Origin of the sequence: Aliagarivorans taiwanensis DSM 22990, assembly GCF_000429505.1 — a bacterium.
Taxonomy (GTDB): Bacteria; Pseudomonadota; Gammaproteobacteria; order Enterobacterales; family Celerinatantimonadaceae; genus Aliagarivorans; species Aliagarivorans taiwanensis.
In genome coordinates this window covers 1-25,833 of the sequence record NZ_AUBZ01000041.1, presented here as the reverse complement: position 1 = coordinate 25,833, position 25,833 = coordinate 1, and the positions used below count along the sequence as shown (strand labels likewise).

The 25,833-nt window shown below is 50.5% G+C and carries 27 protein-coding genes, 2 tRNA genes and 1 pseudogene; 20 read left to right on the top strand and 10 right to left on the bottom strand.

The window, feature by feature from the left end; genetic code table 11:
• Nucleotides 1-5 precede the first annotated feature (5 nt).
• From G462_RS0117405 to ttcA, 9 genes are all read left to right on the top strand, one after another.
• Nucleotides 6-188, top strand: coding sequence for a CcoQ/FixQ family Cbb3-type cytochrome c oxidase assembly chaperone (locus G462_RS0117405; RefSeq protein WP_026960124.1), 183 nt, complete (start codon nucleotides 6-8; stop codon nucleotides 186-188).
• Nucleotides 188-1,150 carry a cytochrome-c oxidase, cbb3-type subunit III gene (gene ccoP, locus G462_RS0117400; protein ID WP_026960123.1) on the top strand — a complete coding sequence of 321 codons (963 nt, stop codon included), beginning with the start codon at nucleotides 188-190 and terminating at the stop codon, nucleotides 1,148-1,150. Before G462_RS0117405 ends, ccoP begins: the two co-directional genes overlap by 1 nt.
• 246 nt (nucleotides 1,151-1,396) lie before the next feature.
• Nucleotides 1,397-1,879 carry a FixH family protein gene (locus G462_RS0117395; RefSeq protein WP_026960122.1) on the top strand — a complete coding sequence of 161 codons (483 nt, stop codon included), beginning with the start codon at nucleotides 1,397-1,399 and terminating at the stop codon, nucleotides 1,877-1,879.
• Nucleotides 1,869-4,247, top strand: coding sequence for a heavy metal translocating P-type ATPase (locus tag G462_RS0117390; RefSeq protein ID WP_026960121.1), 2,379 nt, complete (start codon nucleotides 1,869-1,871; stop codon nucleotides 4,245-4,247). Before G462_RS0117395 ends, G462_RS0117390 begins: the two co-directional genes overlap by 11 nt.
• Nucleotides 4,244-4,402 carry a cbb3-type cytochrome oxidase assembly protein CcoS gene (gene ccoS, locus G462_RS0117385; protein WP_026960120.1) on the top strand — a complete coding sequence of 53 codons (159 nt, stop codon included), beginning with the start codon at nucleotides 4,244-4,246 and terminating at the stop codon, nucleotides 4,400-4,402. The genes G462_RS0117390 and ccoS overlap by 4 nt, the downstream gene beginning before the upstream one ends.
• On the top strand, nucleotides 4,392-5,060 hold the full coding sequence (locus G462_RS0117380) for a sulfite exporter TauE/SafE family protein (protein ID WP_026960119.1): 669 nt from the start codon (nucleotides 4,392-4,394) through the stop codon (nucleotides 5,058-5,060). The genes ccoS and G462_RS0117380 overlap by 11 nt, the downstream gene beginning before the upstream one ends.
• 68 nt (nucleotides 5,061-5,128) lie before the next feature.
• A complete protein-coding gene (locus G462_RS0117375; RefSeq protein WP_026960118.1) occupies nucleotides 5,129-5,881 on the top strand; it encodes a fumarate/nitrate reduction transcriptional regulator Fnr in 753 nt (250 codons plus the stop codon).
• A 112-nt stretch (nucleotides 5,882-5,993) separates the two neighbouring features.
• Nucleotides 5,994-6,941, top strand: a complete 948-nt coding sequence (uspE, locus tag G462_RS0117370; RefSeq protein ID WP_026960117.1) for a universal stress protein UspE — start codon at nucleotides 5,994-5,996, stop codon at nucleotides 6,939-6,941.
• Between the two features lie 89 nt (nucleotides 6,942-7,030).
• Nucleotides 7,031-7,921 carry a tRNA 2-thiocytidine(32) synthetase TtcA gene (gene ttcA, locus G462_RS0117365; RefSeq protein WP_157378665.1) on the top strand — a complete coding sequence of 297 codons (891 nt, stop codon included), beginning with the start codon at nucleotides 7,031-7,033 and terminating at the stop codon, nucleotides 7,919-7,921.
• Nucleotides 7,922-7,926: 5 nt separating this feature from the next.
• Here the strand turns inward: ttcA and cobB are convergent, their stop codons facing one another.
• Nucleotides 7,927-8,646, bottom strand: a complete 720-nt coding sequence (gene cobB / locus G462_RS0117360; RefSeq protein WP_026960115.1) for a Sir2 family NAD+-dependent deacetylase — start codon at nucleotides 8,644-8,646, stop codon at nucleotides 7,927-7,929.
• 503 nt (nucleotides 8,647-9,149) lie between these two features.
• Between cobB and G462_RS0117355 the strand changes: the two genes are divergently transcribed.
• From G462_RS0117355 to G462_RS0117340, 4 genes are all read left to right on the top strand, one after another.
• On the top strand, nucleotides 9,150-10,175 hold the full coding sequence (locus tag G462_RS0117355) for an amino acid ABC transporter substrate-binding protein (protein ID WP_026960114.1): 1,026 nt from the start codon (nucleotides 9,150-9,152) through the stop codon (nucleotides 10,173-10,175).
• Nucleotides 10,176-10,241: 66 nt separating this feature from the next.
• Nucleotides 10,242-11,438 (top strand): amino acid ABC transporter permease, encoded by a 1,197-nt coding sequence (locus tag G462_RS0117350; RefSeq protein ID WP_026960113.1) that lies wholly within the window; start codon nucleotides 10,242-10,244, stop codon nucleotides 11,436-11,438.
• A 1-nt stretch (nucleotide 11,439) separates the two neighbouring features.
• Nucleotides 11,440-12,531, top strand: coding sequence for an amino acid ABC transporter permease (locus tag G462_RS0117345; protein WP_026960112.1), 1,092 nt, complete (start codon nucleotides 11,440-11,442; stop codon nucleotides 12,529-12,531).
• A gap of 12 nt (nucleotides 12,532-12,543) precedes the next feature.
• A complete protein-coding gene (locus G462_RS0117340) occupies nucleotides 12,544-13,305 on the top strand; it encodes an amino acid ABC transporter ATP-binding protein (protein ID WP_026960111.1) in 762 nt (253 codons plus the stop codon).
• A gap of 67 nt (nucleotides 13,306-13,372) precedes the next feature.
• On the opposite strand, the gene ihfA is transcribed toward G462_RS0117340, so the two are convergent.
• From ihfA to pheS, 3 genes are read right to left on the bottom strand one after another with little or no spacing between them, the layout of a single operon-like run.
• Complete coding sequence (ihfA, locus tag G462_RS0117335) at nucleotides 13,373-13,669, bottom strand: integration host factor subunit alpha (protein WP_026960110.1); 297 nt, start codon at nucleotides 13,667-13,669, stop codon at nucleotides 13,373-13,375.
• A gap of 2 nt (nucleotides 13,670-13,671) precedes the next feature.
• Nucleotides 13,672-16,059 (bottom strand): phenylalanine--tRNA ligase subunit beta, encoded by a 2,388-nt coding sequence (gene pheT, locus G462_RS0117330; protein WP_026960109.1) that lies wholly within the window; start codon nucleotides 16,057-16,059, stop codon nucleotides 13,672-13,674.
• Nucleotides 16,060-16,070: 11 nt separating this feature from the next.
• On the bottom strand, nucleotides 16,071-17,051 hold the full coding sequence (pheS, locus tag G462_RS0117325) for a phenylalanine--tRNA ligase subunit alpha (RefSeq protein WP_026960108.1): 981 nt from the start codon (nucleotides 17,049-17,051) through the stop codon (nucleotides 16,071-16,073).
• Between the two features lie 297 nt (nucleotides 17,052-17,348).
• Between pheS and G462_RS0117320 the strand changes: the two genes are divergently transcribed.
• On the top strand, nucleotides 17,349-17,672 hold the full coding sequence (locus G462_RS0117320) for a hypothetical protein (RefSeq protein ID WP_157378664.1): 324 nt from the start codon (nucleotides 17,349-17,351) through the stop codon (nucleotides 17,670-17,672).
• A gap of 1 nt (nucleotide 17,673) precedes the next feature.
• Nucleotides 17,674-17,973 (top strand): hypothetical protein, encoded by a 300-nt coding sequence (locus G462_RS24570; protein WP_157378663.1) that lies wholly within the window; start codon nucleotides 17,674-17,676, stop codon nucleotides 17,971-17,973.
• Nucleotides 17,974-18,057: 84 nt separating this feature from the next.
• On the opposite strand, the gene rplT is transcribed toward G462_RS24570, so the two are convergent.
• The 4 genes from rplT to thrS all read right to left on the bottom strand — a co-directional run bounded on the left by rplT (nucleotide 18,058) and on the right by thrS (nucleotide 21,198).
• Entirely contained in the window at nucleotides 18,058-18,411 is a 354-nt protein-coding gene (gene rplT, locus G462_RS0117315) for a 50S ribosomal protein L20 (RefSeq protein WP_026960106.1), read from the bottom strand.
• An 18-nt stretch (nucleotides 18,412-18,429) separates the two neighbouring features.
• The gene (gene rpmI, locus G462_RS24365) at nucleotides 18,430-18,627 is read right to left on the bottom strand and encodes a 50S ribosomal protein L35 (RefSeq protein WP_084405112.1); all 198 of its coding nucleotides are present in this window, start codon (nucleotides 18,625-18,627) and stop codon (nucleotides 18,430-18,432) included.
• A 99-nt stretch (nucleotides 18,628-18,726) separates the two neighbouring features.
• A complete protein-coding gene (gene infC / locus G462_RS0117310; RefSeq protein WP_084405111.1) occupies nucleotides 18,727-19,269 on the bottom strand; it encodes a translation initiation factor IF-3 in 543 nt (180 codons plus the stop codon).
• 3 nt (nucleotides 19,270-19,272) lie between these two features.
• Nucleotides 19,273-21,198 carry a threonine--tRNA ligase gene (thrS, locus tag G462_RS0117300; RefSeq protein ID WP_026960104.1) on the bottom strand — a complete coding sequence of 642 codons (1,926 nt, stop codon included), beginning with the start codon at nucleotides 21,196-21,198 and terminating at the stop codon, nucleotides 19,273-19,275.
• Between the two features lie 204 nt (nucleotides 21,199-21,402).
• Here thrS and G462_RS0117295 point away from each other — a divergent pair, with 204 nt between their 5' ends.
• The 5 genes from G462_RS0117295 to G462_RS0117275 all read left to right on the top strand — a co-directional run bounded on the left by G462_RS0117295 (nucleotide 21,403) and on the right by G462_RS0117275 (nucleotide 24,489).
• A complete protein-coding gene (locus G462_RS0117295; protein ID WP_026960103.1) occupies nucleotides 21,403-21,606 on the top strand; it encodes a CPXCG motif-containing cysteine-rich protein in 204 nt (67 codons plus the stop codon).
• Between the two features lie 176 nt (nucleotides 21,607-21,782).
• Complete coding sequence (locus tag G462_RS23235) at nucleotides 21,783-23,168, top strand: MATE family efflux transporter (protein WP_084405110.1); 1,386 nt, start codon at nucleotides 21,783-21,785, stop codon at nucleotides 23,166-23,168.
• Nucleotides 23,165-24,172 (top strand): DUF3080 family protein, encoded by a 1,008-nt coding sequence (locus G462_RS0117285; RefSeq protein ID WP_084405109.1) that lies wholly within the window; start codon nucleotides 23,165-23,167, stop codon nucleotides 24,170-24,172. Before G462_RS23235 ends, G462_RS0117285 begins: the two co-directional genes overlap by 4 nt.
• Before the next feature lie 147 nt (nucleotides 24,173-24,319).
• A tRNA-Val gene (locus G462_RS0117280) sits at nucleotides 24,320-24,396 on the top strand.
• A 16-nt stretch (nucleotides 24,397-24,412) separates the two neighbouring features.
• A tRNA-Val gene (locus G462_RS0117275) sits at nucleotides 24,413-24,489 on the top strand.
• 302 nt (nucleotides 24,490-24,791) lie between these two features.
• On the opposite strand, the gene G462_RS24060 is transcribed toward G462_RS0117275, so the two are convergent.
• Both G462_RS24060 and G462_RS24820 read right to left on the bottom strand, forming a co-directional pair.
• Complete coding sequence (locus tag G462_RS24060; protein ID WP_084405108.1) at nucleotides 24,792-25,370, bottom strand: PAS domain-containing protein; 579 nt, start codon at nucleotides 25,368-25,370, stop codon at nucleotides 24,792-24,794.
• 222 nt (nucleotides 25,371-25,592) lie between these two features.
• Nucleotides 25,593-25,833, bottom strand: a pseudogene (locus tag G462_RS24820) (IS4 family transposase); the annotation flags it as partial.

The window sequence follows — 25,833 nt, the reverse complement described above, 5'->3', positions numbered from 1 at the left end:
GCGCTATGGATTTTGGAACCTTTAACGGCCTTTATACCGCTTTCTTGCTGATCATCTTCTTGGCGATCGTGGTTTGGGCCTATAGCAGCCGTCGTAAAAAGGACTTCATTGAAGCGGCCAACTTGGTCTTTGCCGACGAGCAAAAACAAAGTGCCAACAATAACAACCAACAAGGAGCACAGAAATAATGACAGCGTTCTGGAGTGTGTGGATTACTGTTATCACCTTAGGAAGCATCGCTGGTTGTTGTTGGTTGCTGTACATCTGTACCAAGAACAACACGGGTGTTGAAGAAGGTAAATCGATGGGCCATGAGTTCGATGGCATCGAAGAACTGAACAACCCCCTTCCTAAGTGGTGGAGCTACATGTTTGTGCTCACCATCGTCTTTGCCTTGGGCTATCTGGCGTTCTACCCAGGCCTGGGTAACTGGCAAGGTCTGTTTGGCTGGAAGAGTGCTGAGAAAGACATCAAGTCGATTGCTGAAGGTCAGGAGCGTATCGCCGCCTACCATGGTGATGTAGCTAACCAATATCAAAACGAAGTTGCGCACGCAGATGCCCGCTTCGGTGAGGTATTCAAAGCCTTGGCCTACGACAGCGACGGCTCATACAAAGCCATCGAAGACTTAGCGCTTGACCCGGAAGCCATTAAGGTTGGCGAGCGCCTTTACCTGCAAAACTGTTCGCAGTGTCACGGCTCGACCGGTCGTGGTGGCAAGGGCTTCCCTAACCTCACCGATGGTGACTGGCTATATGGCGGTACTGGAGAGCAGATCAAGGCAACCTTGATGTATGGCCGTGCGGGTCAAATGCCGGGCTGGGAAGCGGTACTCGGCGATGATGGCATCGAGCAAATGACCGACTACGTACTGAGCCTGTCGGGCCGCAAGGTTAACGATGTTAACGCGGCCAAAGGTGAAGCGCAGTTTGCCATGTGTGCAGCCTGTCACGGCGCCGACGGTAAAGGGAATCAGGCCTTAGGTGCGCCGAACCTAACCAACGGCATCTGGCTATACGGCGGTTCACGCAAAGCTATCGAAGAAACCCTTCGATACGGCCGAAACGGTGTGATGCCGGCTTGGGAAGACATACTAGGCGAAGATAAGATTCATCTGATCAGCGCCTACGTGTACCAACTTTCCCGCTAGCAGTTAGCAAAGATGTTATATAAGCGGCGCTTTTAGCGTCGCTTTTTTGTTATATTGTTGTTTCATCATGTAATACCAATCTGGATAAGTTAATAACCAGATATTGCGCAGGGAAAATTATTTAGGACAAGGAGGCGCTTGCTGTGACTAGTGGACTAATTACAAAAGCGTTGACGCTGTCATCAATGATTTTAACCAGCAATAATGATTCTTAACTTATGTAGATTGGTATAAAAGGAGTGTTTGATGATTGCGCCGTGGTATAAGCAGTTCTGGCCTTGGTTCTTGATAGCCCTTCCCGGGGCTGCCGTAATCGCCAGTTTTGCCACTTTGTACTTAGCCATATCCAGCCCCAACGATATGGTTGTCGAGAGTTACTATAAGAAAGGCAAAGGAATTAACTCTGATCTCACATTAATGGAAAACGCACGCCAGCTGGGCATTAACGCCAAGGTACGCGCCGAACGCGACCATTTGGTGCTCAACATTACCCTGCCAGAGGCGCAGCGTGCTCAACCCCTGTCCATTCAACTTGCTCACCGCACCCAAGCCGGCAAAGACTATCAAGCGATGGTTACTGCCGATGCTAACGGCGAGTATCGTTTTGCCCATGAGCTAAGCGACCAAGGTCGCTGGTATCTGCAGATCATGCCGGTCGATAAAAGCTGGCGCCTGGAAGAAAGCTTAGTGTTACCGTTGGGGATTGAAGAAGTTATTGATGGAAAGTAGTCGTTGTTACCACTGCGGGGAGCTGATCCCTGCAGGCTTTAACCAATCTGTAGACATCCTAGGAAAAGCCCGCCATATGTGTTGCATTGGTTGTGTCGAGGTTGCTAAAACCATCGTGCAAAGTGGCCTAACCGATTACTACCAACACCGCACCAACAGTGCCCCCTCCGCGCAAGGCTTAGTGCCCGATGCACTACAGCAACTGATTCAGTATGACGACGATGCGGTACAACAAGAGTTTGTGGCAGACCAAGGCGAGTACCAAGAAGTATTGCTATCGGTTGAGGGCATAAGCTGCGCAGCCTGCGCCTGGCTTATTGAAAAACAGGTCGCCGCGATCCCGGGCGTATTGAAAATCGCAGTGAACTCCACCACCTTTCGCGCCACCCTGCGCTGGGATAAACGTAAATGTGAGTTAAGTAAAGTCCTGCAGAGTATCCACACCCTGGGCTACCAAGCCGCGCCTTTTCAGGTTGACCAGCAAGAGCAGCGAGACCGCAAGCTCTATCGCAGCTATCTACTTCGACTAGGCTTGGCCGGTTTAGCGACCATGCAGGTGATGATGTTTGCCATAGCGCTGTATGGTGATTTCTTTGGCGACATGGAGCTTATCTACCGGGACTACTTTCGTTGGGTCAGTTTGATTTTGGCAACGCCGGTGCTGCTATATTCGGCTCAACCGTTTTATAGCGGCGCCTATCGCAGTGTTCGCGCTGGCACACTCAATATGGATGTCCCGGTATCGATAGCCCTGCTTGGGGCCTACAGCGCATCGCTATACGCCACCGTGCACGGCACTGGCGAGGTCTACTTTGAGTCGGTGTCGATGTTTACCTTCTTGCTGCTGCTTGGGCGCACCCTGGAGCTGCGAGCCAGGCGTAAGGCCAGCGAATCGTCCTCCAACATGCTTAAGCTAGTGCCGAAGGTTGCACAGCGCGTGAACAGCGATGGCCAGTTGGAGCAGATTGCTGCCAGCCAGTTGAATTTGGACGATACGATTATGATTCGCCCCGGCGAGACGATTCCCGCCGATGGCGATATTAGCGAAGGCCATAGTCAGATCGACGAATCGATGCTTAGTGGCGAGTCGCTGCCGCAAGACAAGCGAGTTGGCGATGCGGTGTATGCAGGCAGCATCAATCATCAGCAAACCATTAAGGTGTCGGTAACGGCTGTTGCGCAGAACACCTTTGTTGCGCACCTGCTGCGCATGCAAGAGAGCGCTGCGGTATCGAAAAACCGTACTGCGCGCTTTGCCGACTTAGTAGCCCGTTATTTCGTGGCGGCGCTGATTGTCGTAGCGATCGCCACCTACAGCTTTTGGCATTGGTACAGCCCGGAAGACGCCTTTTGGATTACTCTGTCGGTGCTGGTGGCCACCTGCCCGTGTGCCCTGTCACTGGCAACACCCACCGCGCTTACCGTGGCGACGCATCGGCTAGCCAAACAAGGCTTTTTGGTAAAACAAGGCCATGTGCTAGAGCTACTAAGTAAGCTTACCCAGTTAGTTAGCGATAAAACCGGTACCCTTACCGAAGGCCGCTTACAACTCATTTCCACTGAAGCGCTGGTAGAGCTCGACGAAACTAACCTTAACCTGATTGCCGCTACATTGGAGTCACATACCACCCACCCAATTGCCCATGCCTTTGCTAGTACGAACCAGAGCCTGTTGCAGGCGGAGCAGTTTACGCATCTGCCCGGCTTTGGTATCGCCGGTAGTATCGACGGTGTTACCTATCGCTTAGGAGGAGTAGAACAAGAACCAAGCAGCGTTCAAACTTGCTTGGTTCTGGGCCTTTATAGAGGCGAGCAATTACTTGGTCGCTTTTACTTGGCGGATAACTTGCGAGAAGGCGCTAAAGAGTTTGCGCAAGAACTGAAACAGCGTGGTATTAACCTTAGCCTGTTGACCGGTGATAAGTCAGGCCAGGTGTCACATGTAGCCAACGCACTGGCTATCGCTGATATCAAATCCGGCGTGTTACCCGAGGAGAAGCTCACCCATGTTCAGGCGTTGGCTAGCGAGCATCCAGCCACCGCTATGCTTGGCGACGGCGTGAACGACGGGCCGGTGTTGGCAGGCGCGCCGCTGTCTATTGCTATGGGCATGGGCAGCGACGTGGCAAAATCTTCTGCCGATGCCATCCTGGTTCGCCCCAAGCTATCTGTGATTGTCGACGCCATCGATTTAGCTCAGCGCTGTCGTAGCATCATTCGCCAAAACTTCGCGTGGGCCTTAGGCTACAACGGCGTTATTCTACCCTTGGCGGTGTGTGGCTTTGTGCCCCCCTACCTGGCTGCTTTGGGCATGTCACTCTCGTCGCTGATTGTGTTAGCAAACTCCTTAAGGTTGGGGCGTCTATGAGCATTATCTTTATCCTGATCCCGATAGCTTTGGTCTTCGTTGCCATCGGCATCGGCGTGTTCTTTTGGGCGGTCAACAACGAACAGTTTGAAGACCTCGATCGCCAAGCCAGTAATATCCTGTTTGAAGAGAAGAAAGAGGACGATGAGCAGTAGCGCACTGGTCAGTGCCTTTCTAACCGGCCTGCTCGGCGCCAGCCACTGTCTGGCAATGTGTGGTGGTATAGCCTGTTTGTTAGGCACTCGCAGCAGCAAACACAGCACACGCTCCGCAGCCATGTCGGCGCTGCTGTTCAACACCGGCCGGATAACCAGTTATGCCCTTGCAGGTTTTGTTGTGGCGGGCTCTCTGTCTCAGATTGCCCGAGTCGCCGACTCCACCAAGATGTTGATGGCCCTCCATTGGATTGCAGCGCTGATGATGATCCTGTTGGGCATTCATCTAATGCGGTTTTGGTCAGTGCTTGCGCCGTTAGAGCGGGCCGGCCAGTTGTTGTGGCGCCCCATCCAGCCCCATGCCAGCCGCATGCTAGGCAGCCAGTCTACTTGGAGCGCACTTCCCCTTGGCATGCTTTGGGGGGGGTTGCCCTGTGGCCTGGTTTACTCAACCCTCACCCTAGCCGCTGCGCAAACCAATGCTGCGAAAGGCGCACTAGTGATGGCCTGTTTTGGGGCCGGAACATTTACGATAATGTGCTTTGCCGTTATGTTTGTTAGCAAAATTCAGGCGTTCGCCAAGCACCGAGCGCTTCAAATCATCAGTGGATTACTGGTTGTGTCTTTAGGTGTGAACCAGCTCGTAAAATTGTTTTAGATCAAACTCTAGGCAAACTGATTGTTAACATGTAAAATCTCCGCGTTGAGTTTTAATGATTGATAGATATGAGTATCAGCCCCAAAAATGGCCAGCGCATCCAAACCGGTGGTTGTGCGATCCACTGCCAAGACTGCAGTATTGCCCAGCTTTGTATTCCATTCTCACTGAACGAGACTGAGTTGGATCGCCTCGATAGTATTATCGAGCGTAAAAAACCGATTCAGAAAGGTGAAGAGATTTTCGCCGCAGGAGATAAGCTTAAGAGCCTGTATGCTATTCGCTCCGGCACTATCAAGTCTTACACCATCACCGAGCAAGGTGACGAGCAGATCACTGGCTTTCATCTCGCCGGCGACTTAGTTGGTTTTGACGCGATTAATAAGCAAACCCATCCAAGTTTTGCTCAGGCGCTAGAGACCTCTATGGTGTGCGAGATTCCATTCGAAACTCTCGATGACCTGTCAGCCAGCATGCCTAAGCTGCGTCACCAATTAATGCGCTTGATGAGCAACGAGATTGTTGCCGATCAGGAAATGATTTTGCTGCTAAGCAAAAAGAACGCTGAAGAGCGCTTGGCTGCCTTTATCTATGGCCTGTCACAGCGTTTCTCTGAGCGTGGTTTCTCACCTCGCGAGTTCCGTTTGGCGATGACCCGCGGCGACATTGGTAACTACCTCGGTCTAACCGTTGAAACCATCTCTCGCCTGCTTGGCCGGTTCCAAAAAGCCGATATTATCGCAGTAAAAGGCAAGTACATTTCCATTGCCGACCGCGAAGCATTACGCCAATTAGCGGGCGCTAAACAAGAATCTGCGTAAGCCAAGTCACATTCAAGCGCCTGTTTTTTAAGGCGCTTGATATGCACCTCTAAGTTTTCTTCCTCTCGATAAGCTACAGTTATAGTGCGACTCAATGACAACGGAGCGCCCTATGATTAAGTACCGAAACATACTTGTCGTTATCGATCCCCTCCATGACGAGCAGGCTGCTCTTTCGCGTGCGCTCTATCTGGCAAAACGTGAAGACGAAGCCAAGATAACCGCGCTACTGAGTATTTATGACTTCTCCTACGAGATGACGTCGATGCTCTCAGTCGATGAGCGTGAAGCCATGCGCGCTGGAGTGATTGAAGAACGAAAACAATGGCTGGATGAGGTCCTCAAAGAGTATCGCAGCCAAGGTATCCCCATCGATGCCAAGGTGGTATGGCACAACCGCTTATTTGAATGTGTCATTCAAGAGGTACTCGACCAAGGCCACGACCTCGTGGTCAAGTCTACCCACCCTCACCCAACCCTACAGTCAATTATCTTCACCCCAAATGACTGGCATATTCTTAGAAAATGCCCAACCCCAGTGCTAATGGTCAAAGAGCACGATTGGCCAGAAAATGGCAATATCTTGGCCGCTATCCATGCCAGCTCCGACGATCCGTCCCACACAACCATGAACCAGAACATCGCCACTGAAGCGAAAGATCTGTGCAAACTGCTCGGTGCCAACCTACATGTAGTCAACGCTTACCCGTCAGCACCGGTCAATATCGCCATCGAGCTACCGGATTTCGACCCTCAGCGATATAACGAGAACGTGCACGACTTCCATGAGAAAGAGTTAGGTGAGTTTGTTGAGCAGCACTTTAGTTGCCCGTTAACCAGTCACCTAAGAGAAGGCTTGGCCGACGATGTCATCCCAGATGTCGCTGCCGAGATAGATGCGGAGATCGTCATCTTGGGTACATCCGGCCGTAGCGGTTTCAGTGCTGCGCTTATCGGCAACACCGCCGAGCATGTCATCGACCAACTCAATTGCGACTTACTTGCGCTAAAACCCGATAACTTCGTCTGTCCACTGGCAGATACTGGCAACACCAACTAGCATCCCCTCAAGCCGCGTTAATACGCGGCTTTCTCTTGCGCTGGCTGCGCTTGCCGATATAATTAGCCGGCTTTTTTAGGGGGCCTATTATGTCGAGTAGCAACAAGCAAGTGTACAACCAGAACAAACTCCAAAAACGAATTCGCCGTCATACCGGTCAGGCGATCGCTGATTTCAATATGATTGAAGCCGGCGACAAGGTAATGGTGTGTTTGTCTGGTGGTAAAGACAGCTATGCGATGCTCGACATTCTGATGAATCTCCGCGCCCATGCACCAATCGACTTCGATATCGTGGCTGTGAACCTTGATCAAAAGCAGCCCGGTTTCCCGGAAGACGTATTGCCTGCCTACCTTGAAGGCTTGGGTATCGACTACAAGATTGTCGAAGAGGACACCTATTCCATCGTCAAAGAGAAAGTGCCAGAGGGGAAAACCACCTGTTCGCTTTGCTCGCGCCTCCGCCGCGGTATCCTCTACCGAACCGCTACCGAGTTAGGCGCAACCAAGATCGCGCTTGGCCACCACCGCGATGACATCCTGGAAACGCTGTTCTTAAACATGTTCTACGGCGGCAAGCTTAAGTCGATGCCACCGAAGCTGGTAAGCGATGATGGCAAACACGTGGTTATCCGCCCTATGGCTTACTGCAAAGAAGCGGATTTGGCCAAGTATGCCGAGGTGAAAGAGTTCCCAATCATTCCATGTAACCTGTGCGGCTCTCAGGAAAACCTGCAACGTCAGGCAATTAAGCAGATGCTAGTCGATTGGAACAAGCGCTTCCCAGGCCGCATCGAGTCGATGTTCCGCTCAGTGCAAAACGTGGTGCCTTCGCACTTGATGGACCATGGGTTGTTCGACTTTAAATCGATTAACAGTGAAAGCGGCATCATCGATGGCGGCGACATTGGCTTTGATAAGCCGCAATTCGAGCAGCCAGCAGCCGACAACGAACCGGTTGTTCAGATCGTCGAGCTGTAATACCTCTACCCGGCCAGCTCCATCCCCAGTTGTTCAACGAACCACGGGACAATTTCGCTGGCTGGCCCATAATACTTCTCATCGAACTCGCTCTCCATCTCTGAAGGCGCTAGATTGAGCTCCACGGTGCGTGCGCCGTGGCAGGCTGCTTCGTGTACAAATCCCCCTGCTGGATAGACATGGCAAGAGGTGCCAATGGCGACAAACAAGTCGCAGTGGGACAACTCATGGTAGATTTTGTCCAAACCAATCGGCATCTCGCCAAACCACACCACATGCGGTCGTAAGCGGACCGGAAACTGGCAACAAGTACAGAGTGTGTCCGCACCAAGCTCGCCCAACCAGCTGGTGGTTTGACCGGTTACCGGGCAGCGCGCCTTGAGCAATTCGCCGTGCATATGGAGCACATTTTCGCTACCGGCACGCTCGTGTAGGTTGTCGATGTTTTGGGTGATTACCAATAGCTCGATGTCCTCATGGCGCTCGAGTAGCGACAAGGCTTGGTGAGCTGGATTTGGCGTAATACTGTCGGTTTGCAACATCTGACGGCGAAGGTTGTAAAATTTGTCCACAAAGTCAGGATCGCACTGGTAAGCTTCAGGGGTGGCAACATCTTCCACTCGGTGATTTTCCCATAATCCGTTATCGTCACGGAACGTTTGGATGCCGGACTCTGCAGAAATGCCTGCCCCGGTCAAAATAACCACTCTTTTTTTTCTATCCATAACTATTCTGCGCTCCTTTGCAGGATATTTCCTTAAGGATAGTAAGTGAAAGTGGTGAATAGTCCTACACGACCTAAGTAGTAAAATCCGTTAAGTATTTACATACAGTTAACACTTTTGAGATTTGAAAGAGGTTTGCTCTTTTATTCACAGATAAGCCAGATAACCTGCCTAAAAAGGCGCGCATAGCGTTTTTTTAAACAATACAATCCGCTTTCATAAATTTTAACGCCAATAAATCAGCGAATTACAGATTCCTGTGCTAGGTTTTTAGAGATTGTAAGTATGTGGTTTATGGTCACTATTACATGTAGATGCAATAGAATGCTTGTCAACTGCATTTGTATGCATTAATGGTTGATATAACCACGTTTTTTAGGCATGGCAGTGTTGCGATATTGTTGACACTCCAAATTTGAATGTTTATGTTGTTTTTTGCTGGTTTTTGACGGAGTTCGCAAAATACCACGCAAACACAACAAACAAGGTACAGGGAAGAAAACATGTTTAAAAAATTACCCGTAAAATCGGTCGTTGCGGCAGCGGCCTTGGTTGTAGCTTCTGGCGCGCAAGCAGAGGATGCCACTCTTGCTGCAGTAAAAAGCAAAGGATTCCTGCAGTGTGGCGTAAGCGCGGGCTTGCCGGGTTTCTCTAACCCCGACTCAGAAGGTAACTGGCAAGGTTTGGACGTCGACGTATGTCGTGCCGTTGCAGCCGCCGTTCTGGGTGATGCTTCTAAAGTAAAATACACTCCACTTACCGCTAAAGAGCGTTTCACCGCTCTACAATCTGGTGAGATTGACATTCTTTCACGTAACACCACTTGGACCCTGACCCGTGACAGCTCACTGGGTCTGAACTTCGCCGGTGTTAACTACTACGACGGCCAAGGCTTTATGGTGAGCAAGTCGCTGGGCGTATCTAGCGCCAAAGAGCTTGACGGTGCCGCCGTTTGTATTCAATCGGGTACTACCACCGAGCTTAACCTCGCTGACTACTTCCGCGAGCATGGCATGACCTACACCCCAGTGGTATTCGACACCTCTGACCAAACTGTAAAAGGATTCGAAGCCGGTCGTTGTGACGTTCTGACTTCTGACCAAAGCCAACTGTACGCACTGCGCATCAAGCTAGCTAAGCCAGACAGCGCAATGGTACTTCCAGAGATCATCTCTAAAGAACCTTTGGGCCCGGTAGTTCGGCAAGGTGACGACCAGTGGTTCAACATCGTTAAGTGGTCACTGTTTGCCATGATTAACGCTGAAGAGCTGGGCATTAGCTTGGAGAACGTTGATGAGATGCTCAAGTCTACCAACCCTAACGTGCGTCGCTTATTGGGCCTTGAAGGTCCTAAAGGTAAGGGCCTGGGTCTGGACGACAAATGGGGCTACAACATCGTTAAGCAAGTGGGTAACTACGGCGAAGCCTTCGATCGTAACGTAGGTGCTGGCTCTCCTCTGGGTATCGCCCGTGGCGTGAACGCGCTATGGAAAGATGGCGGCTTCCAATACGCTCCGCCAATCCGCTAAACATCACTACTACAAAAGAGTGGGCCCTGCCCACTCTATTTTCTTGCAACATCTCAGGGTAAAAATATGGCTGCTAGTCCTTCCCAAAAGGATAACTCAGCATTCTCTTTACGTAAGGTCTGGTTCGACCCTAACGTAAGAGCGCTTGTTTTCCAGCTTCTTACCGTTGCTGCCGTAGTAGCGTTCTTCTATTACATCGTCAGTAATGCACTTTTCAATCTCGACAAACGGGGAATTACTACAGGTTTTGCGTTCTTAGAGCAAACAGCCGGATTCGGCATTATTCAGAGCCTCATCGATTACGATGAGAGCAAAAGTTTTGGCGTCGCATTCCTTGTTGGCCTATTTAATACCGTGTTGGTCTCCTTCATCGGTATCATTCTTGCCACTATCATCGGTTTCATCATGGGCGTAGCACGCCTCTCCTCTAACTGGTTAATCTCCAAGCTGGCAACGGTGTATATCGAAACCTTTCGAAATATCCCTCTGCTGCTGCAGATCTTTTTCTGGTACATCGTAGTACTGACGCCACTACCAGGGCCACGCCAGAGCCTGTCCTTGTTTGAAATGTTCTTTTTAAACAATCGCGGCTTGTACGTTCCCAAACCTGTGTTTGAAGATGGATTCGGTTTGGTAATCGCAGCGTTTGTTGCAGCTATCGTCATCTGTATCGTGGTTGCACGCTGGGCAAGGAATCGCCAAGAAACCACCGGACAACAATTCCATACTGTCTCGTTTAGTGCTGCCACCCTAGTGGTTCTACCGCTACTCGCCTATTTTGTTGCAGGCTCGCCCGTTAGCTGGGAGATGCCGGCACTGAAAGGCTTTAACTTCCGTGGTGGTGTCACGGTTTATCCAGAATTTATCGCGCTGCTTATCGCCTTGAGTATCTATACCGGTGCGTTTATCGCCGAGATTGTGCGCTCGGGGATCTTGGCCGTCAGTAAAGGCCAAACTGAAGCGTCAGTGTCACTTGGGTTATCCAAAACCCAGATGCTCAAACTGGTGATCATTCCCCAAGCTATGCGAGTGATTATCCCACCGCTAACCAGCCAGTATTTGAACCTGACTAAGAACTCCTCGCTCGCGACAGCCATCGGTTATCCGGACCTGGTGTCGGTATTTATGGGTACCACCCTGAATATTACCGGTCAGGCTATCGAGATTGTGGCAATCACCATGGCGGTCTACCTCACTATCAGTATCACCACGTCAGTACTGATGAATATCTATAACCGTAAGATGGCATTGGTGGAGAGATAGTATGTCAGTACATGAGTTCAAACCTGATCTTCCGCCACCATCGTCAAGCCTTGGCGTCGTAGGCTGGCTGAAGACCAATCTGTTCAATGGTCCAGTAAACAGTATTGCCACCTTAGTGCTACTGTACATTTTGGTACCACCACTGTGGTCTGCCTTTCAATGGATTTTCCTGAATGCAGACTGGGTCGGTGACTCCCGCGAGATGTGTACCAGCGGTGGTGCGTGTTGGGTGTTCATCAACGACCGTTTCGGCCAGTTTATCTACGGCTACTACCCTGTTGAGCTGCGCTGGCGAGTTGATGCCTTCTTCATCTCATTGGCCGTCATCATTGGCCTGTTGGTCTATGAGAAAACGCCACAGCGCGCCAAGCTCGGTATCTTCTCTTTGACCATTTACCCCATCATCGTTTTCTTCCTGTTAAACGGTGGAGTGTTGGGTATGGAGCCGGTTGAGACGCACCGTTGGGGTGGCCTAATGCTAACCTTGGTGATTGCCATCGTCGGTATCGTTGCCGCCCTGCCCTTCGGTATTGTGTTGGCACTGGGCCGCCGCTCAGAGATGCCGATCATTCGCAGTTTCTGCACCATCTTTATCGAGTTTTGGCGAGCGGTTCCGCTAATCACCGTGCTGTTTATGGCCTCGGTAATGCTGCCGCTATTCGTTAGCGAAGAGATTGAGTTCAACAAACTTCTGCGGGCGATGATTGGCATCATCTTGTTCCAGTCTGCCTATATGGCCGAGGTAATCCGTGGTGGTCTGCAAGCCATTCCGAAAGGCCAGTACGAAGCCGGTGAAGCACTTGGCCTTTCTTACTGGCAAAGTATGGGGCTGATCATCTTGCCACAGGCGCTGAAGATCACCATCCCGTCGATTGTGAACACCTTTATCGCCCTGTTTAAAGACACCAGCTTAGTGTTGATTATTGGGCTGTTTGACTTGTTGGCCGTAGGCCAGGCCGCACTAGCTGACCCTGCGTGGTTGGGCTACTCAGTGGAAATGTATGTATTTGTTGCCTTTGTATTCTGGCTGTTCTGCTTTGGTATGTCGCGTTACTCGATATACCTCGAGAAGAAGCTACATACAGGCCACTAACAAGGAAGAATTATGAATCAAGCAACTAATCCTCAGCCTGAAACCGTGATTGAACTGAAAGGCATGAACAAATGGTACGGGGAGTTCCACGTACTCAAAGATCTCAACCTGAAAGTCACTAAAGGCGAGAAGATCGTTATCTGTGGCCCGTCGGGCTCGGGTAAGTCGACCATGATCCGTTGTATCAACCGACTTGAAGAGCATCAAACCGGCCAGATTATCGTGAATGGTACCGAGTTAACTGCCGATTTGAAGAACATTCATATCGTGCGCAGCGATGTGGGTATGTGCTTCCAACACTTCAACTTGTTCCCTCACCTGACCGTGCTGCAGAACTGCTGCCTGGCACCGATCTGGGTGAAAAAGCTTCCTCAAGCGGAGGCTGAAGCGACTGCCATGAAGTACCTGGAGCGCGTGAAGATCCCCGATCAGGCCGACAAGTATCCGGGCCAGCTTTCCGGTGGTCAGCAGCAGCGGGTAGCGATTGCGCGAAGCCTGTGTATGAACCCATCGATTATGCTGTTCGATGAGCCAACCTCCGCGCTCGACCCAGAAATGGTACGCGAAGTACTCGACGTAATGGTTGAACTAGCAAACGAAGGGATGACTATGCTGTGTGTGACCCACGAAATGGGCTTCGCCAAGCAGGTAGCAGACCGGGTTATCTTTATGGATCGCGGCGAGATCATCGAAGAGAACGAACCGACCTCGTTCTTCGAAAATCCTCAGTCAGACCGCACCAAGCTGTTCTTAAGCCAGATCCTCAATCACTAGAGGAATCTTTGCGAACAAACTAAAAAGGACGCCATTGGCGTCCTTTTTATCACTGAAGGAAATACAACTAGTCTTCTGGTTGAGCGTCTTCTACGCGACTTTTCAGCTTCTGACCCGGGCGGAATGTCACTACCCGACGTGCTGAAATAGGAATGTCTTCTCCGGTTTTCGGGTTTCGCCCCGGACGCTCATTTTTTTCACGTAGGTCGAAATTACCAAAACCAGACAGCTTAACCTGTTCACCATTTTCCAAAGCGCCCCTAATTTCTTCAAAAAACGCTTCTACCACTTCTTTTGATTCACGTTTGCTGAAGCCGAGTTGTTCAAATAGATTCTCTGCAAGGTCAGCTTTAGTCAATGCCATAACTAGTCCCTCAAGGATGCGTCAAACTCAGTTACCAATGCAGCAACAACTTTATCAACGGTTGCTACGATTTCTTTTTCTTCCAAAGTTCGGTCTTGCTCTTGCAAGGTCATGCTAATCGCCAGACTCTGCATACCTTCTGCAACACCTTTCCCTTTGTATACATCGAACAAGTTTACGCCAACTATTTGATTTCCGCCAACTTTCTCTATGCAATTAATCAAATCCGCTGCGGCAACCTTGTCAGATACCAAAACCGCTAAGTCACGGCGGTTTGCTGGGAACTTAGAAACCGGCTTCGCTTCAGGCAAGGCACGCTGAGTGACCACTGATTGCTCAAGTTCGAACACGAATACCTTACCGCTAACGCCAAAGGCTTTACTGTGTTGCGGGTGTAGCGCGCCGATAACACCAACTTGCTTACCATCGAACATAATCGCGGCACTTTGCCCTGGGTGCAGTGCTGGGTGTTCAGAACGAGCAAAGCTGAACTTGTTTGCCTGGGCACTTAGCTCGATCAAGGCTTCGAGATCACCTTTTATATCGAAGAAATCGACTTCTCGGTTCTCTTGGTTCCAAGACTCTTGGTTCACCGTGCCGCTGATTGCGCCAGCGATCATAGGTACCTGGCTTACACCGTTTTCAGCTTCGCTGTCTGGTACAAAACGTAGGCCAGTTTCGAAGATGCGAACCCGTGGCTGCTGGCGTTTTTGGTTGTACGAGATGGTATCAAGCAGACCGGTAAGTAGGCTCAAGCGCATCGCCGACATCTCTACCGAAATAGGATGTGGCAATACCATGGCTTCTTGGCCCGGGTGCAACAGCTCTTGACGCTTAGGGTCGACGAAGCTGTAGGTCACCGCTTCTTGATAGCCGCGGCCACATAACAACTGACGAAGGCGGCTTAGAGGAATACCGGCTTCTTTGGTGCCGTTCATTTTCAGCGCCGCTTGTGGCGAGATGTTTGGAATATTGTTGTAGCCGTAGATGCGCGCCACTTCTTCAATCAGATCTTCTTCGATCTCCATGTCGAAGCGGTAGCTAGGCGCTAGCGCCTTCCAACCCAGCTCGGATTCTTGAACTTCCATGCCTAGTCGTTGCAAGAACTCCGTCACTTGAGCGCGTTCAAAACTTTGGCCTACCACTTTCTCTAGGCGAGCATGACGCAGCTTGATCTCAGCCGCTTTAGGCAGCTTGTCTGAATCCCCCGCTTCAACCACGGGGCCAACCTGGCCACCGCATATCTCAACAATCAGTTGAGTTGCGCGCTCCATAGCTTTGTACTGCAGCTGATAATCGACACCACGCTCATAACGGTGCGAAGAATCGGTGTGCAAGCCATATTGGCGTGCGCGGCCGGTGATCGCCAGCTTGGCGAAGAAGGCACACTCAAGGAAGATGTTTTCGCTGCTCTCGGTAACACCGGTCACTTCACCACCGAAGATACCGGCCATTGCAATCGGGCCACGGTTATCGGTGATAGCCAGGGTGTTCGACTGCAACTCAACTTCGTTGCCATCGAGCAGAACCAACTTCTCGCCCTCACCCGCAAGGCGTACATTAATACCGCCCTGGAGCTTGTCTAGGTCAAAGGCATGCATTGGCTGACCAAACTCGATAAGCACGTAGTTGGTGATATCGACTACGGGGTCGATAGAACGAATACCGCTGCGGCGCAGCTTTTCTACCATCCACAGAGGCGTGGTTGCTTTAACGTTTACGCCACGGATCACGCGACCTAAATAGGTTGGGCACTGTTCGGTAGCGGTTACGGTAACCGGGAAGGTGTCATCGATAGAAGGCTCGACATCGTCCCAGCTAGGCTCGGTAACGTCCAATTTGTTGAGTACGCCGACTTCGCGGGCCAGGCCAGCAATGCTCAGGCAGTCTGCACGGTTTGGCGTGAGGTCTACCTCGATAGCGACGTCGTTTAGCTGCAAATAGTCACGCAGATCAGTGCCGATAGGCGCATCAGCGGGCAACTCCATGATGCCGTCGCCTTCGTCACTAATGCCTAGTTCGCTGAACGCACACAGCATACCGTGAGAAGGCTGACCACGAAGTTTGGCTTTCTTAATTTTGAAATCACCAGGCAGTACCGCGCCGACTTTCGCAACGGCTACTTTCAGACCAGCGCGGCAGTTTGGTGCGCCACATACGATGTCGAGTAGCTCTTCTTCGCCCACGTTCACTTTAGTCACGCGTAGCTTGTCTGCATCTGGGTGCTGACCGCACTCAACCACTTCACCGATTACCACACCATTGAAGTCGCCAGCTACTGCAGCCACATCGTCTACTTCCAAGCCGGCCATAGTGATCTGTTCGGCAAGCTCTTCACTGCTAATGGCTGGGTTAACCCACTCTCTTAGCCAAGATTCACTGAATTTCATGTCATCAACCCTTATTTGAATTGCTTGAGGAAACGTAAGTCATTTTCGAAGAAACTACGCAGGTCAGTTACGCCGTAGCGCAACATGGTCAAGCGCTCTACACCCATGCCGAAGGCAAAACCGGTGTACTCTTCAGGGTCAATGTTTACTGCACGCAGTACGTTGGGATGGACCATGCCGCAGCCCAGTACTTCCAGCCAGCCGTTCTTACCGAGTACGTCAACCTCGGCAGAGGTTTCAGTGAACGGGAAGTAAGAAGGACGGAAGCGCACCTGCATGTCCTCTTCAAAGAAATGCTGCAAGAAGTCGTAAAGCACACCTTTCAACTCCGTGAAGTTCACGTTCTTATCAACCATCAGGCCTTCTACTTGGTGGAACATCGGCGTGTGAGTCTGGTCGTAATCGTTACGGTATACACGGCCCGGCGAGATAATTCTGATCGGCGGCTTCTCGGTTTCCATGGTACGGATCTGTACGCCAGACGTCTGGGTACGCAACACCAACTCAGGATTAAAGTAGAAGGTATCGTGATCAGCGCGCGCTGGGTGGTGGGCCGGGATGTTCAAGGCATCGAAGTTATGGAAGCCATCTTCGATTTCTGGGCCAGATTTAACCTCAAAACCTAAATCGCCAAAGAAGTGCTCGATACGCTCGATCGTGCGGCTAACCGGGTGCAAACCACCCTGCTCGTTCACCCGCCCAGGCAGGCTGATGTCGACGGTTTCGCTGGCGAGTTTTTTGTTCAGTTCAGCATGTTGCAGCTGTTCGCGCTTTTCATTCAGCTCTTGCTGAATCGCCTGCTTGGCTTGGTTAATCAGTTGACCGGCTTTTGGACGCTCTTCTGGAGAGAGTTTACCCAAGGTTTGCAACTGCTTGGTCATTAGGCCTTTTTTGCCTAAGAACTCGACACGAACGGTGTCTAGCTGTGCAATGTCTGAAGCGTCTTCAATTTGCGCTTTGGCCTGACTGATCAGTGCATCAAGATCTTGCATGTTTTCCTCAATTTCCACTCTAGGAAAGGCGGTTTGGTGATTTGCATTAAGAGCGGAATATTACTGTAAATACCCGTTTCTAGCCACCCAATAACCAGAAAAATGTAAGTAAATTCAGTCACTGGGAAGCCTTTTGGAACGCGTAGCCTGTGCTTGTCATTGCTCGCGTTCAAATTAGGCGATCGTGGCCCGCGCTAAACAGTAAATGCTCAACCAAGAAGCGTCAGATTGATTTCCCGCAAGTCGCTTACTCGTCGCTGCTTTATTATGACAATGCAATCAGCAATGGATTGTAGGGTGTTGAATTTATTATATAAACGTAAAGCAGTTGTGGATTACTGTTTTGCGATCTTTGGTTTCGTTGCATTTAGCGTCCATGCAAGCGCTCAAACTGAGGACGCTAGCAAACAGATAGTGCTCGTCAACAGCTCAATACAACCCGTTACGGTGGAGCTTGATGGCGCGTCCATTAACTTGCCACCAGTAGGTGGAAGTTTTGTTGGATGTGTCGAAGAGCAAGTAGTTGGGCTGGTCGTTCACGGCCAACAAAACCGTTATATCGAAGTGACTTGCGGAGAGCGACTTGAGTTTCCGCTAACCAGCGCAACGGAGGGCAACTAGCATGCGATTGATTCCCATCGTTTGTGCATTGGCGCTACTCACCAGCTGTGGTTCTGACGAGTTCGGATTTTCACAGTTTCGCTGCGATATCGTAGAGTCCTTCGCATGGAATGACTTCGACAGACAACATGACTTACAGCAATGCTGGAACATCGAATCCACCTCTTCGCAATCTGAAGCCTTAGATATCTGCCTCGCACGAGTAATACGCTATGCCGAGGATCGATACGTATTTGATAGCAATGGCGAGCCACCGCACACGATCATTTACCAAGTTTCCGAGGGCTTATGCGCTGGTTGAGTTTTCAGCCACGGAATTTAGACAATAAAAAAGAGGAGCAGATGCTCCTCTTTTACTTGCCTATGTTGTCAACGCATTAAGCGATTACAGAGCAGCTTTGGCTTTTTCAACCAAAACAGCGAAGGCAGCTTTGTCGAATACAGCGATATCAGCCAGGATCTTACGATCGATTTCGATAGACGCTTTCTTCAGACCGTCGATGAAACGGCTGTAAGACAAACCATTTTGACGAGAAGCAGCGTTGATACGTGCAATCCACAGTTGACGGAATTGACGTTTGCGCTGACGACGGTCACGGTAAGCGTATTGACCAGCTTTGATTACAGCTTGGAACGCTACGCGATAAACGCGTGAACGAGCACCGTAGTAACCTTTAGCCTGCTTTAGAACCTTCTTATGACGTGCACGAGCTTGTACACCGCGTTTTACTCTAGCCATTATTCAAACTCCTCTAACTTATGCGTATGGCAACATACGGTTAACCGCAGGTACGTCTGAAGCACTCATCATGTGCTTAGGACGCAGGTGGCGTTTAACCTTAGTACGACGCTTAGTCAGAATGTGACGAAGGCCAGATTGTTTAAACTTGTAACCGCCTGAAGCGGTCTTTTTAAAGCGCTTAGCAGCACCTTTGTTTGACTTCATTTTTGGCATTTTAAATGCACTCCGCATTGTCGTTAATAAATGTGCAGCAAGGCGAACAAAAACAGCTCACGGCGTAGCGCGAGCTGCTCGGTTACTTTTATGCCTTAACTACTTCTTTTTCGGGGCCAGCACCATGACTGCCTGGCGACCTTCCATTTTCGGGAAAGCCTCAACAACAGCCAGTTCCTGCAAATCGTCTTTAATACGGTTTAGCAGGTCAAAACCGAGGTTTTGGTGCGCCATTTCACGACCACGGAAACGTAGCGTGACTTTGGCTTTGTTGCCCTCTTCAAGAAAGCGAACCAGGTTGCGTAGTTTTACCTGATAGTCGCCTTCGTCAGTTCCAGGACGGAATTTAACTTCCTTAACCTGAATCTGCTTTTGCTTCTTCTTTTGTTCCTTAGCGTTCTTACTTTTCTCGTAAAGGAACTTGCCGTAGTCCATCACGCGGCACACTGGTGGCTCTGCGTTTGGCGAGATCTCTACCAGATCCATGCCTGCGGCTTCAGCTGCACGAAATGCTTCATCCAGACTTACAATACCAACTGCTTCACCATCTGCTCCAGTGAGGCGGACCTCGCGAGCGCGAATTTCTTCATTAATTTTATGTGCTCTAGCAGCTTGCTGCTGCCCACGTCTTCCGGCTTTTATAACTTAATCCTCGATCTTGTTATTTTTACGTTCTGCGATTTCCTGTTGAACGGTCGCAATAAAGGTGTCGACGTCAAATTTGCCCAGGTCTTCGCCTTTACGAGTACGCACTGCAACTTGGTTAGTTTCGACTTCTTTATCACCAACCACAAGCAGGTAAGGAATGCGCTTCAAAGTGTGTTCGCGGATTTTAAAGCCAATCTTCTCATTTCTCAAGTCCGCAGTGGCTCTAATTCCAGCATTATTTAGCTTAGCGACCACTTCGTTGGCAAATTCAGCCTGATTATCGGTAATGTTCATTACCACAACCTGCTTTGGTGCCAACCAAGTTGGGAAGAAGCCGCTGTACTCTTCGGTAAGGATACCGATGAATCGTTCCAGTGAACCCAAGATAGCGCGGTGAATCATAACCGGCACTTTACGTTCGCCATCTTCGGCTACGTAGCTTGAGCCCAAACGGCCAGGCATTGAGAAGTCCAGCTGGATGGTGCCGCACTGCCATGCACGGTCAAGACAGTCGTACAGGGTAAACTCAATCTTAGGCCCGTAGAACGCACCCTCACCTTCTTGGATCTCGAAATCCAGGTTGTTGGCTTTCAGAGCTTCGGCCAGTGCTTCTTCAGATTTGTCCCAAGTGGCGTCATCACCGATGCGCTGCTCTGGACGGGTAGACAGTTTTACGTCGATCTCATCGAAGCCAAAGGTCTTGTAGGTATCAAATACCATCTCGATACATGCAGTTACTTCTGCCTGGATCTGCTCTTCGGTACAAAATACGTGAGCATCGTCTTGGGTAAAGCTACGTACACGCATCAAGCCGTGCAGTGAACCTGAAGGCTCGTTACGGTGCACAATACCAAACTCCGCCATACGGTATGGCAGGTCGCGGTAAGACTTCAAACCTTGGTTGAAGATCTGCAAGTGGCCCGGACAGTTCATTGGTTTAACTGCATAGGTGCGCTTTTCTGACTCGGTGGCAAAGATGTTGTCGTGGTACTTATCCCAGTGACCGGATTTCTCCCACATGGATACGTCCATGATCATTGGGGCGCGAATTTCTTCGTAACCATACTTATCGAGCTGCTTGCGCATAAAGCCTTCCAGCTCTTTATAGATAGTCCAGCCATCAGCATGCCAGAACACCATACCCGGCGCCTCTTGCTGCCAGTGGAACAGATCCAAGGCTTTACCAATCTTACGGTGGTCGCGCTTCTCGGCTTCTGCCAAGCGCTGCAAGTAAGCTTTCAACTGCTTCTTATCGGCCCAGGCGGTACCGTAAACACGTTGCAGCATCTTATTGTTGCTGTCGCCACGCCAGTAGGCACCGGCCACGTTCATAATCTTAAAGTGGTGACAGAACTTCATGTTAGGTACGTGCGGGCCACGACACATGTCCACGTACTCTTCGTGGTGGTATAAGCCCGGACGTGCATCTGCATCGATACCGTCGATGATTTCTACTTTGTAGCTTTCGCCGCGCGCTTCGAATACTTCACGCGCTTCGGCGACTGAAACGTTTTTCTTGATAACGTCGTAGTTGGTTTTCGCCAACTGCAGCATGCGTTTTTCAAGATTATCCAGATCTTCCTGGGTTAGCTTGTGCTCTAAATCGAGATCGTAATAGAAGCCATTATCGATGGTCGGGCCGATGGCCATCTTGCACTCGGGGAACATCTGCTTAATCGCATGTCCTAACAAGTGCGCGCAAGAGTGGCGAATAATTTCGAGGCCGTCTTCGTCGCGAGCGGTGATGATTGCAACGTCTGCGTCTTGCTCAACTAAGTCACAAGCGTCAACGCGTTCACCATTGATACGGCCGGCAATGCAGGCTTTAGCGAGACCGGGACCGATGTCCTGGGCAATCTGCATAATCGATACGGCTTCAGCGAATTCGCGCTTTGAACCATCAGGAAGAGTAATAACTGGCATGAGAATCCTTATTTTACAGTGGTGATGCCTACCAAACATCACATGCAAAAATTCGTTACTGATTGAATTGATTAAATAAGTTTGCCCGTACAGTGGGCAACCAACGTGCAATGTTAACTGGCCGGGCGCGCGCTTTCAATAGTGCTGCGAAAAGTAGGCGTTTATTCGGGTTATGGTCATACTAGAAGAAAAAGGAGCCCGGTTATGAAAGACTACCTAGCGAAAAATATTCGTTGTCCTAACTGCGGCCACCACACCTCCGTCGAGCTAGACGGCAGCAATGGTGACCAAGAATTCTACGAAGACTGCCATGTCTGTTGCCACAGCATCCATTGCAGGCTGGAGCGAGACGAGCTCAGCGACAAACTCAGGCTATACGTCGATGCCGATGACGAGCAAATCTTCTAGTTAACACCGCTGCTGCGCCCGCACAGATTTAGGTAGCGGGTACAGATAGTTAGCTTGCCTGTTTTGCTACCCGCAACCCATACGCACTGGTATCATTACGCCCTGATTTTCCGGATTCCGGTGCGCATTTTCACAGCGGAGGTAGTATCCCGTCCCAGCGACGTCTCTAATGCTCTATGAATAGATTTTCTCAACGTTTTTCCAAGGAAATACCCGTCATTCTTCGCTTGGTTGCGCCTATCGTGGTTGCCCAGCTCACCATTACCGGAATGTCGTTCGTCGATACCATTATGGCGGGGCAAGTCAGCCCTACCGATTTGGCTGCAGTGGCAGTAGCCGCCAGTTTTATGAACCCGGTGATCTTGTTTATCCAAGGGATCCTGATGTCTGTCACGCCGCTGGTAGCCTACCAGATAGGTGCGAAACGTAGCGAGTCGGCCGCGCCACTAGTGCAGCAAGCGCTATACATTAGCTTGTTTTTGGCGGCCGTGGCTTGGCTGCTGCTGTACCTAAGCCCTCAGGTGTTTGATCTGATGGATGTCGACGACTCGCTGGTCGTGCTTACTTCACGCTACCTGGTGTTCGTGAGTTTTGGTTTGCCTGCGTTTGCGAGCTACCAAGTGCTACGCGGGCTTAACGAGGCAACCTCGAACATAAAAGTTATTATGCTGATCGGCGTGGCCGGGCTGGCGCTTAACGTGCCGGTTAACTATGCCTTCATCAATGGCGTAGGCCCTCTTCCCGCCTACGGCGGCGCAGGTTGCGGCATTGCCACCGCAATATGTAACTGGTTTATGTTGCTGGTGATGGTTGTCTATCTTAAGCGCAGCAGTAAAATGGCGCGTTTTGCACTGTTTTCAACCTTACACCCGCTTGATTGGGCGTCAGTGAAACGCATCTTCTCGCTAGGCCTGCCTATTGGCGGCGCTATTTTTTGCGAGGTTACCTTGTTCTCCATGATCGCCCTGCTGCTTAGCCCACTGGGTGCCAACATCGTAGCCGCTCACCAAATCGCGCTAAATTTCACCTCTATGGTGTTTATGTTGCCGCTGAGTATCGGCATCGCACTGACGATTCGGGTAGGCCACCACATGGGTGCGAAAAACTACCCCGATGCACAAGCCGCTTCTTATAGCGGGCTAATCGTTGCCACCGCAATTAGCGTGATCACAGCGGCGATCACCGTCATTTTCCGATACGAAATTATCGCGTGGTATACCGACAACATGACCGTTGCAGCGATCGCCGCGCCACTGTTTATCCTCGCAGCGACCTACCAATTCTCCGATGCCATGCAGGTATGTTGTGGCGGCGCATTGCGGGGCTATCAAGACACCCGCTTCGTATTCGCGATCACATTAGTCAGTTTCTGGCCCATCGGTTTGGGCATTGGCAGCGTACTCACCTTTAAGGATTGGATAACCGAACAACCGCTTGGGGTTGAAGGGTTCTGGTGGGCAATGGTTCTGGCATTGACCACCTGCGCCATCGGGCTATTTAGCCGCCTGGTTTGGGCGTCTAACAACCCATTACGCCTCAAGCTGGTTAGTCACCATCAATGAAAAGATTAACGATTAAGACGCTTTTATTAGTTATCGCTAGTGCAGCCGCTGTTGCGGCTGCCTATCACCTACTTACCCGACCGCCCCTTCTCGAGCGGGTAATGGTCGAGTATCAACAGCGTCTAAGCCGGGTACTCGAAACACCCGAACCCGAGCGACCAACCAAGCAACATTTCCCTTTAATCGAGTGGAAACAGTACCTGCGGCCCGAACCTAGCATCCAAATCAGCTTTTTAGATAGCTTCGAGCTCAGCGCCTGTGGCTTAAACGATGCGGTCATCAAGGCAAATTCACCGCTTGGCAAAACCACCCACGGTGTAACCACACTGGTGCAACACCTGGAGATCGGCAACGGGCTGTTCTATTGCCTGCAGCAAGCCGATCTTTCCAGTGACGTTAAGGCGTTGCTTGAGCCCGCTTCTATCGCCAAGACTCAAGCCATACCGTTGTATTGGAATAATTACTTAGCGCAAGAGCCGACGCTCAGGAACCTGTGGCTAAGCGCAACGCCGCCGAGCACTGACACTTCGGAGTCATATCAGCAGCTTTCCGCTACTCTAAGCGCGCATTTGGCTCTGTTAGAAGAGAGCACCGTTGAGCACCGCGAACCTGATAAGGCGCGCTGGCTAGCGCACAACAAACGCCTCGAGCAAGCTCCAAGTATTGCGGGCCTAATCGAAGAACTGGACTTAGCAAGTGAGTGGCTGGCGCTAAACGCCGACATTGTCGCCGACTATCACCCATTCTGTGCGGATAATGCCCAAGCGGGTAAACGGGAGATACTCTCAAACGTGCTGCACAACTACTATATGGCCCACGTGCAGCCCTATCTGGCAGAGCTAGACCACTCAGCATTGTTGCTGCTAGAGGTGCTCCCCCATTATTACCCCGACGAATGGGGCCTCACAGCTGCCTTAAGCGGAGCACGGGCACACTTTCACCGGGCGACCAAAGCCCACGTAAATGCCTGGCAACCGATACTCGATGGCTGCCAGGGCATGTAGCTGTTATGGCTTTTAAATAAGGGATTTGAGTGACTAACCGCACATTCTTTTGCCGATGCGCGTACAAAATCATCAAACAAACAACAGCCTGCCAAAATCTTCTTGCACGCCTTACGGCTTATAGATAGTATTCCCAGCGTCTTCAGTACGACCGTAGCTCAGCTGGTTAGAGCACCACCTTGACATGGTGGGGGTCGGTGGTTCGAGTCCACTCGGTCGTACCAAATATTTCAAATGTATATCCGCGTAGCTCAGTTGGTTAGAGCACTACCTTGACATGGTAGGGGTCGGTAGTTCAAATCTACTCGCGGATACCACTTTCCTATATAAAACAACATCTTAATGTGAGCCTGTAACGTCTTGCATCTTAGCATTATTACATCGCCTCTAAACGTCTTCGCTCGCGCCTAAATTCATCACATCTGTATTTGCGTAAGTATTTCTAACTGTACACCTGTGGCTCTTCACCGTTCTTGGTGGAAAGCCATATCCAACTTTCCGAAGTGAAACATGATCGCCGTCTTAAAGCGCTCTTTGTTACGGTAGCCCCTGCACCAGCTATAGACGAAAGCTCTTAGTCCGCTTTCCTTGTACACCTTAACGCCGTATAAAAGTGTTGTTATTGCCTCAGCTTAATCGCACGACGGATCCGTTCTACTTCTTTTAGATCTGATCCCACTCCTTGCAGAAGCTCTCCGGGTTTTCTGCCTAAAAGATCCCCCAAGCTGTAACCACTCAGTCGACTAAAGCTCTCATTAACCCAAGTCACCAGACCTCTTGGATCGGTGATGATGATGCCGTCTGTACTGTAGCGAGCAACCATTGAAAGGTGGGAATCTGCACGGCGTTTTCTCAACTCAGCCATCGCGTCGCTGAGCTTGCGCTCACGTCTTTGCCAAATCACCACCATGAACGCAACAGATGCAATTGCATAAACCGCGAGGCTGCGGTTCATGAACACTTTCCATTGCTCTCCTCCTTGAGGCGAGACTGCAAACCCTACAGCCGTCAAAACAACGCAGGCAATAGTCCAGATAATTGTTGAGCGAGCACTATTGCCCCACACAGAAGCGAGGATAACAGTAATGTAAGGAACCCCCGCCGCGTCGCCCAATGGTATGTTTAAGTCAATGAAGAAGCACACAGCGGCAAGGCTTGCCAGCATGACTTGATGTTGAAGGTGTTGATGTAGTTTCATTGAAAATGCCCACTACATTTAATGACTACATTAACAATAGCGTTTCATTGATTTTACTCAAGTTTAGTAAAGGGCTGGGTAGTCAATCTGTCTGTATTGATTCCCAGCCCTACGCACTGAGGGATCCCCTCATAATTCTGTGAAAACATAGCTGTTTTTTCTCAGCTGCCGGATAAATGCCAGTATCGCCCATTTTATGTCTCGAACTTTTAGCCGATAGCATCCTCCGCGCCTGAGCACCTCTTTGCCCAGCCGCAGCAGTGACAACACATTTCGGTCTCGCACTGTGTTTGCCTGAAAGTGTTTATGCCAACCGGATTTACACGCAAACAGACCAACCCAGTGCAGGACCAATTCCAGCAGTAATGCGATCAGCAACATGATGTCAAAGCGCTTAGGGCAGCGGCTGCGACTATGCCGCAACCCAAAACCGAAGGCCGGGCTTTTTAAATCTCTGAAGGTT

Coding starts and splice junctions, on each gene's coding strand:
- G462_RS0117405 (WP_026960124.1), top strand. CDS start 6: ATGGATTTTGGAACCTTTAACGGCCTTTATACCGCTTTCTTGCTGATC.
- ccoP (WP_026960123.1), top strand. CDS start 188: ATGACAGCGTTCTGGAGTGTGTGGATTACTGTTATCACCTTAGGAAGC.
- G462_RS0117395 (WP_026960122.1), top strand. CDS start 1,397: ATGATTGCGCCGTGGTATAAGCAGTTCTGGCCTTGGTTCTTGATAGCC.
- G462_RS0117390 (WP_026960121.1), top strand. CDS start 1,869: ATGGAAAGTAGTCGTTGTTACCACTGCGGGGAGCTGATCCCTGCAGGC.
- ccoS (WP_026960120.1), top strand. CDS start 4,244: ATGAGCATTATCTTTATCCTGATCCCGATAGCTTTGGTCTTCGTTGCC.
- G462_RS0117380 (WP_026960119.1), top strand. CDS start 4,392: ATGAGCAGTAGCGCACTGGTCAGTGCCTTTCTAACCGGCCTGCTCGGC.
- G462_RS0117375 (WP_026960118.1), top strand. CDS start 5,129: ATGAGTATCAGCCCCAAAAATGGCCAGCGCATCCAAACCGGTGGTTGT.
- uspE (WP_026960117.1), top strand. CDS start 5,994: ATGATTAAGTACCGAAACATACTTGTCGTTATCGATCCCCTCCATGAC.
- ttcA (WP_157378665.1), top strand. CDS start 7,031: ATGTCGAGTAGCAACAAGCAAGTGTACAACCAGAACAAACTCCAAAAA.
- cobB (WP_026960115.1), bottom strand. CDS start 8,646: ATGGATAGAAAAAAAAGAGTGGTTATTTTGACCGGGGCAGGCATTTCT.
- G462_RS0117355 (WP_026960114.1), top strand. CDS start 9,150: ATGTTTAAAAAATTACCCGTAAAATCGGTCGTTGCGGCAGCGGCCTTG.
- G462_RS0117350 (WP_026960113.1), top strand. CDS start 10,242: ATGGCTGCTAGTCCTTCCCAAAAGGATAACTCAGCATTCTCTTTACGT.
- G462_RS0117345 (WP_026960112.1), top strand. CDS start 11,440: ATGTCAGTACATGAGTTCAAACCTGATCTTCCGCCACCATCGTCAAGC.
- G462_RS0117340 (WP_026960111.1), top strand. CDS start 12,544: ATGAATCAAGCAACTAATCCTCAGCCTGAAACCGTGATTGAACTGAAA.
- ihfA (WP_026960110.1), bottom strand. CDS start 13,669: ATGGCATTGACTAAAGCTGACCTTGCAGAGAATCTATTTGAACAACTC.
- pheT (WP_026960109.1), bottom strand. CDS start 16,059: ATGAAATTCAGTGAATCTTGGCTAAGAGAGTGGGTTAACCCAGCCATT.
- pheS (WP_026960108.1), bottom strand. CDS start 17,051: ATGCAAGATCTTGATGCACTGATCAGTCAGGCCAAAGCGCAAATTGAA.
- G462_RS24570 (WP_157378663.1), top strand. CDS start 17,674: ATGCGATTGATTCCCATCGTTTGTGCATTGGCGCTACTCACCAGCTGT.
- rplT (WP_026960106.1), bottom strand. CDS start 18,411: ATGGCTAGAGTAAAACGCGGTGTACAAGCTCGTGCACGTCATAAGAAG.
- rpmI (WP_084405112.1), bottom strand. CDS start 18,627: ATGCCAAAAATGAAGTCAAACAAAGGTGCTGCTAAGCGCTTTAAAAAG.
- thrS (WP_026960104.1), bottom strand. CDS start 21,198: ATGCCAGTTATTACTCTTCCTGATGGTTCAAAGCGCGAATTCGCTGAA.
- G462_RS0117295 (WP_026960103.1), top strand. CDS start 21,403: ATGAAAGACTACCTAGCGAAAAATATTCGTTGTCCTAACTGCGGCCAC.
- G462_RS23235 (WP_084405110.1), top strand. CDS start 21,783: ATGAATAGATTTTCTCAACGTTTTTCCAAGGAAATACCCGTCATTCTT.
- G462_RS0117285 (WP_084405109.1), top strand. CDS start 23,165: ATGAAAAGATTAACGATTAAGACGCTTTTATTAGTTATCGCTAGTGCA.
- G462_RS24060 (WP_084405108.1), bottom strand. CDS start 25,370: ATGAAACTACATCAACACCTTCAACATCAAGTCATGCTGGCAAGCCTT.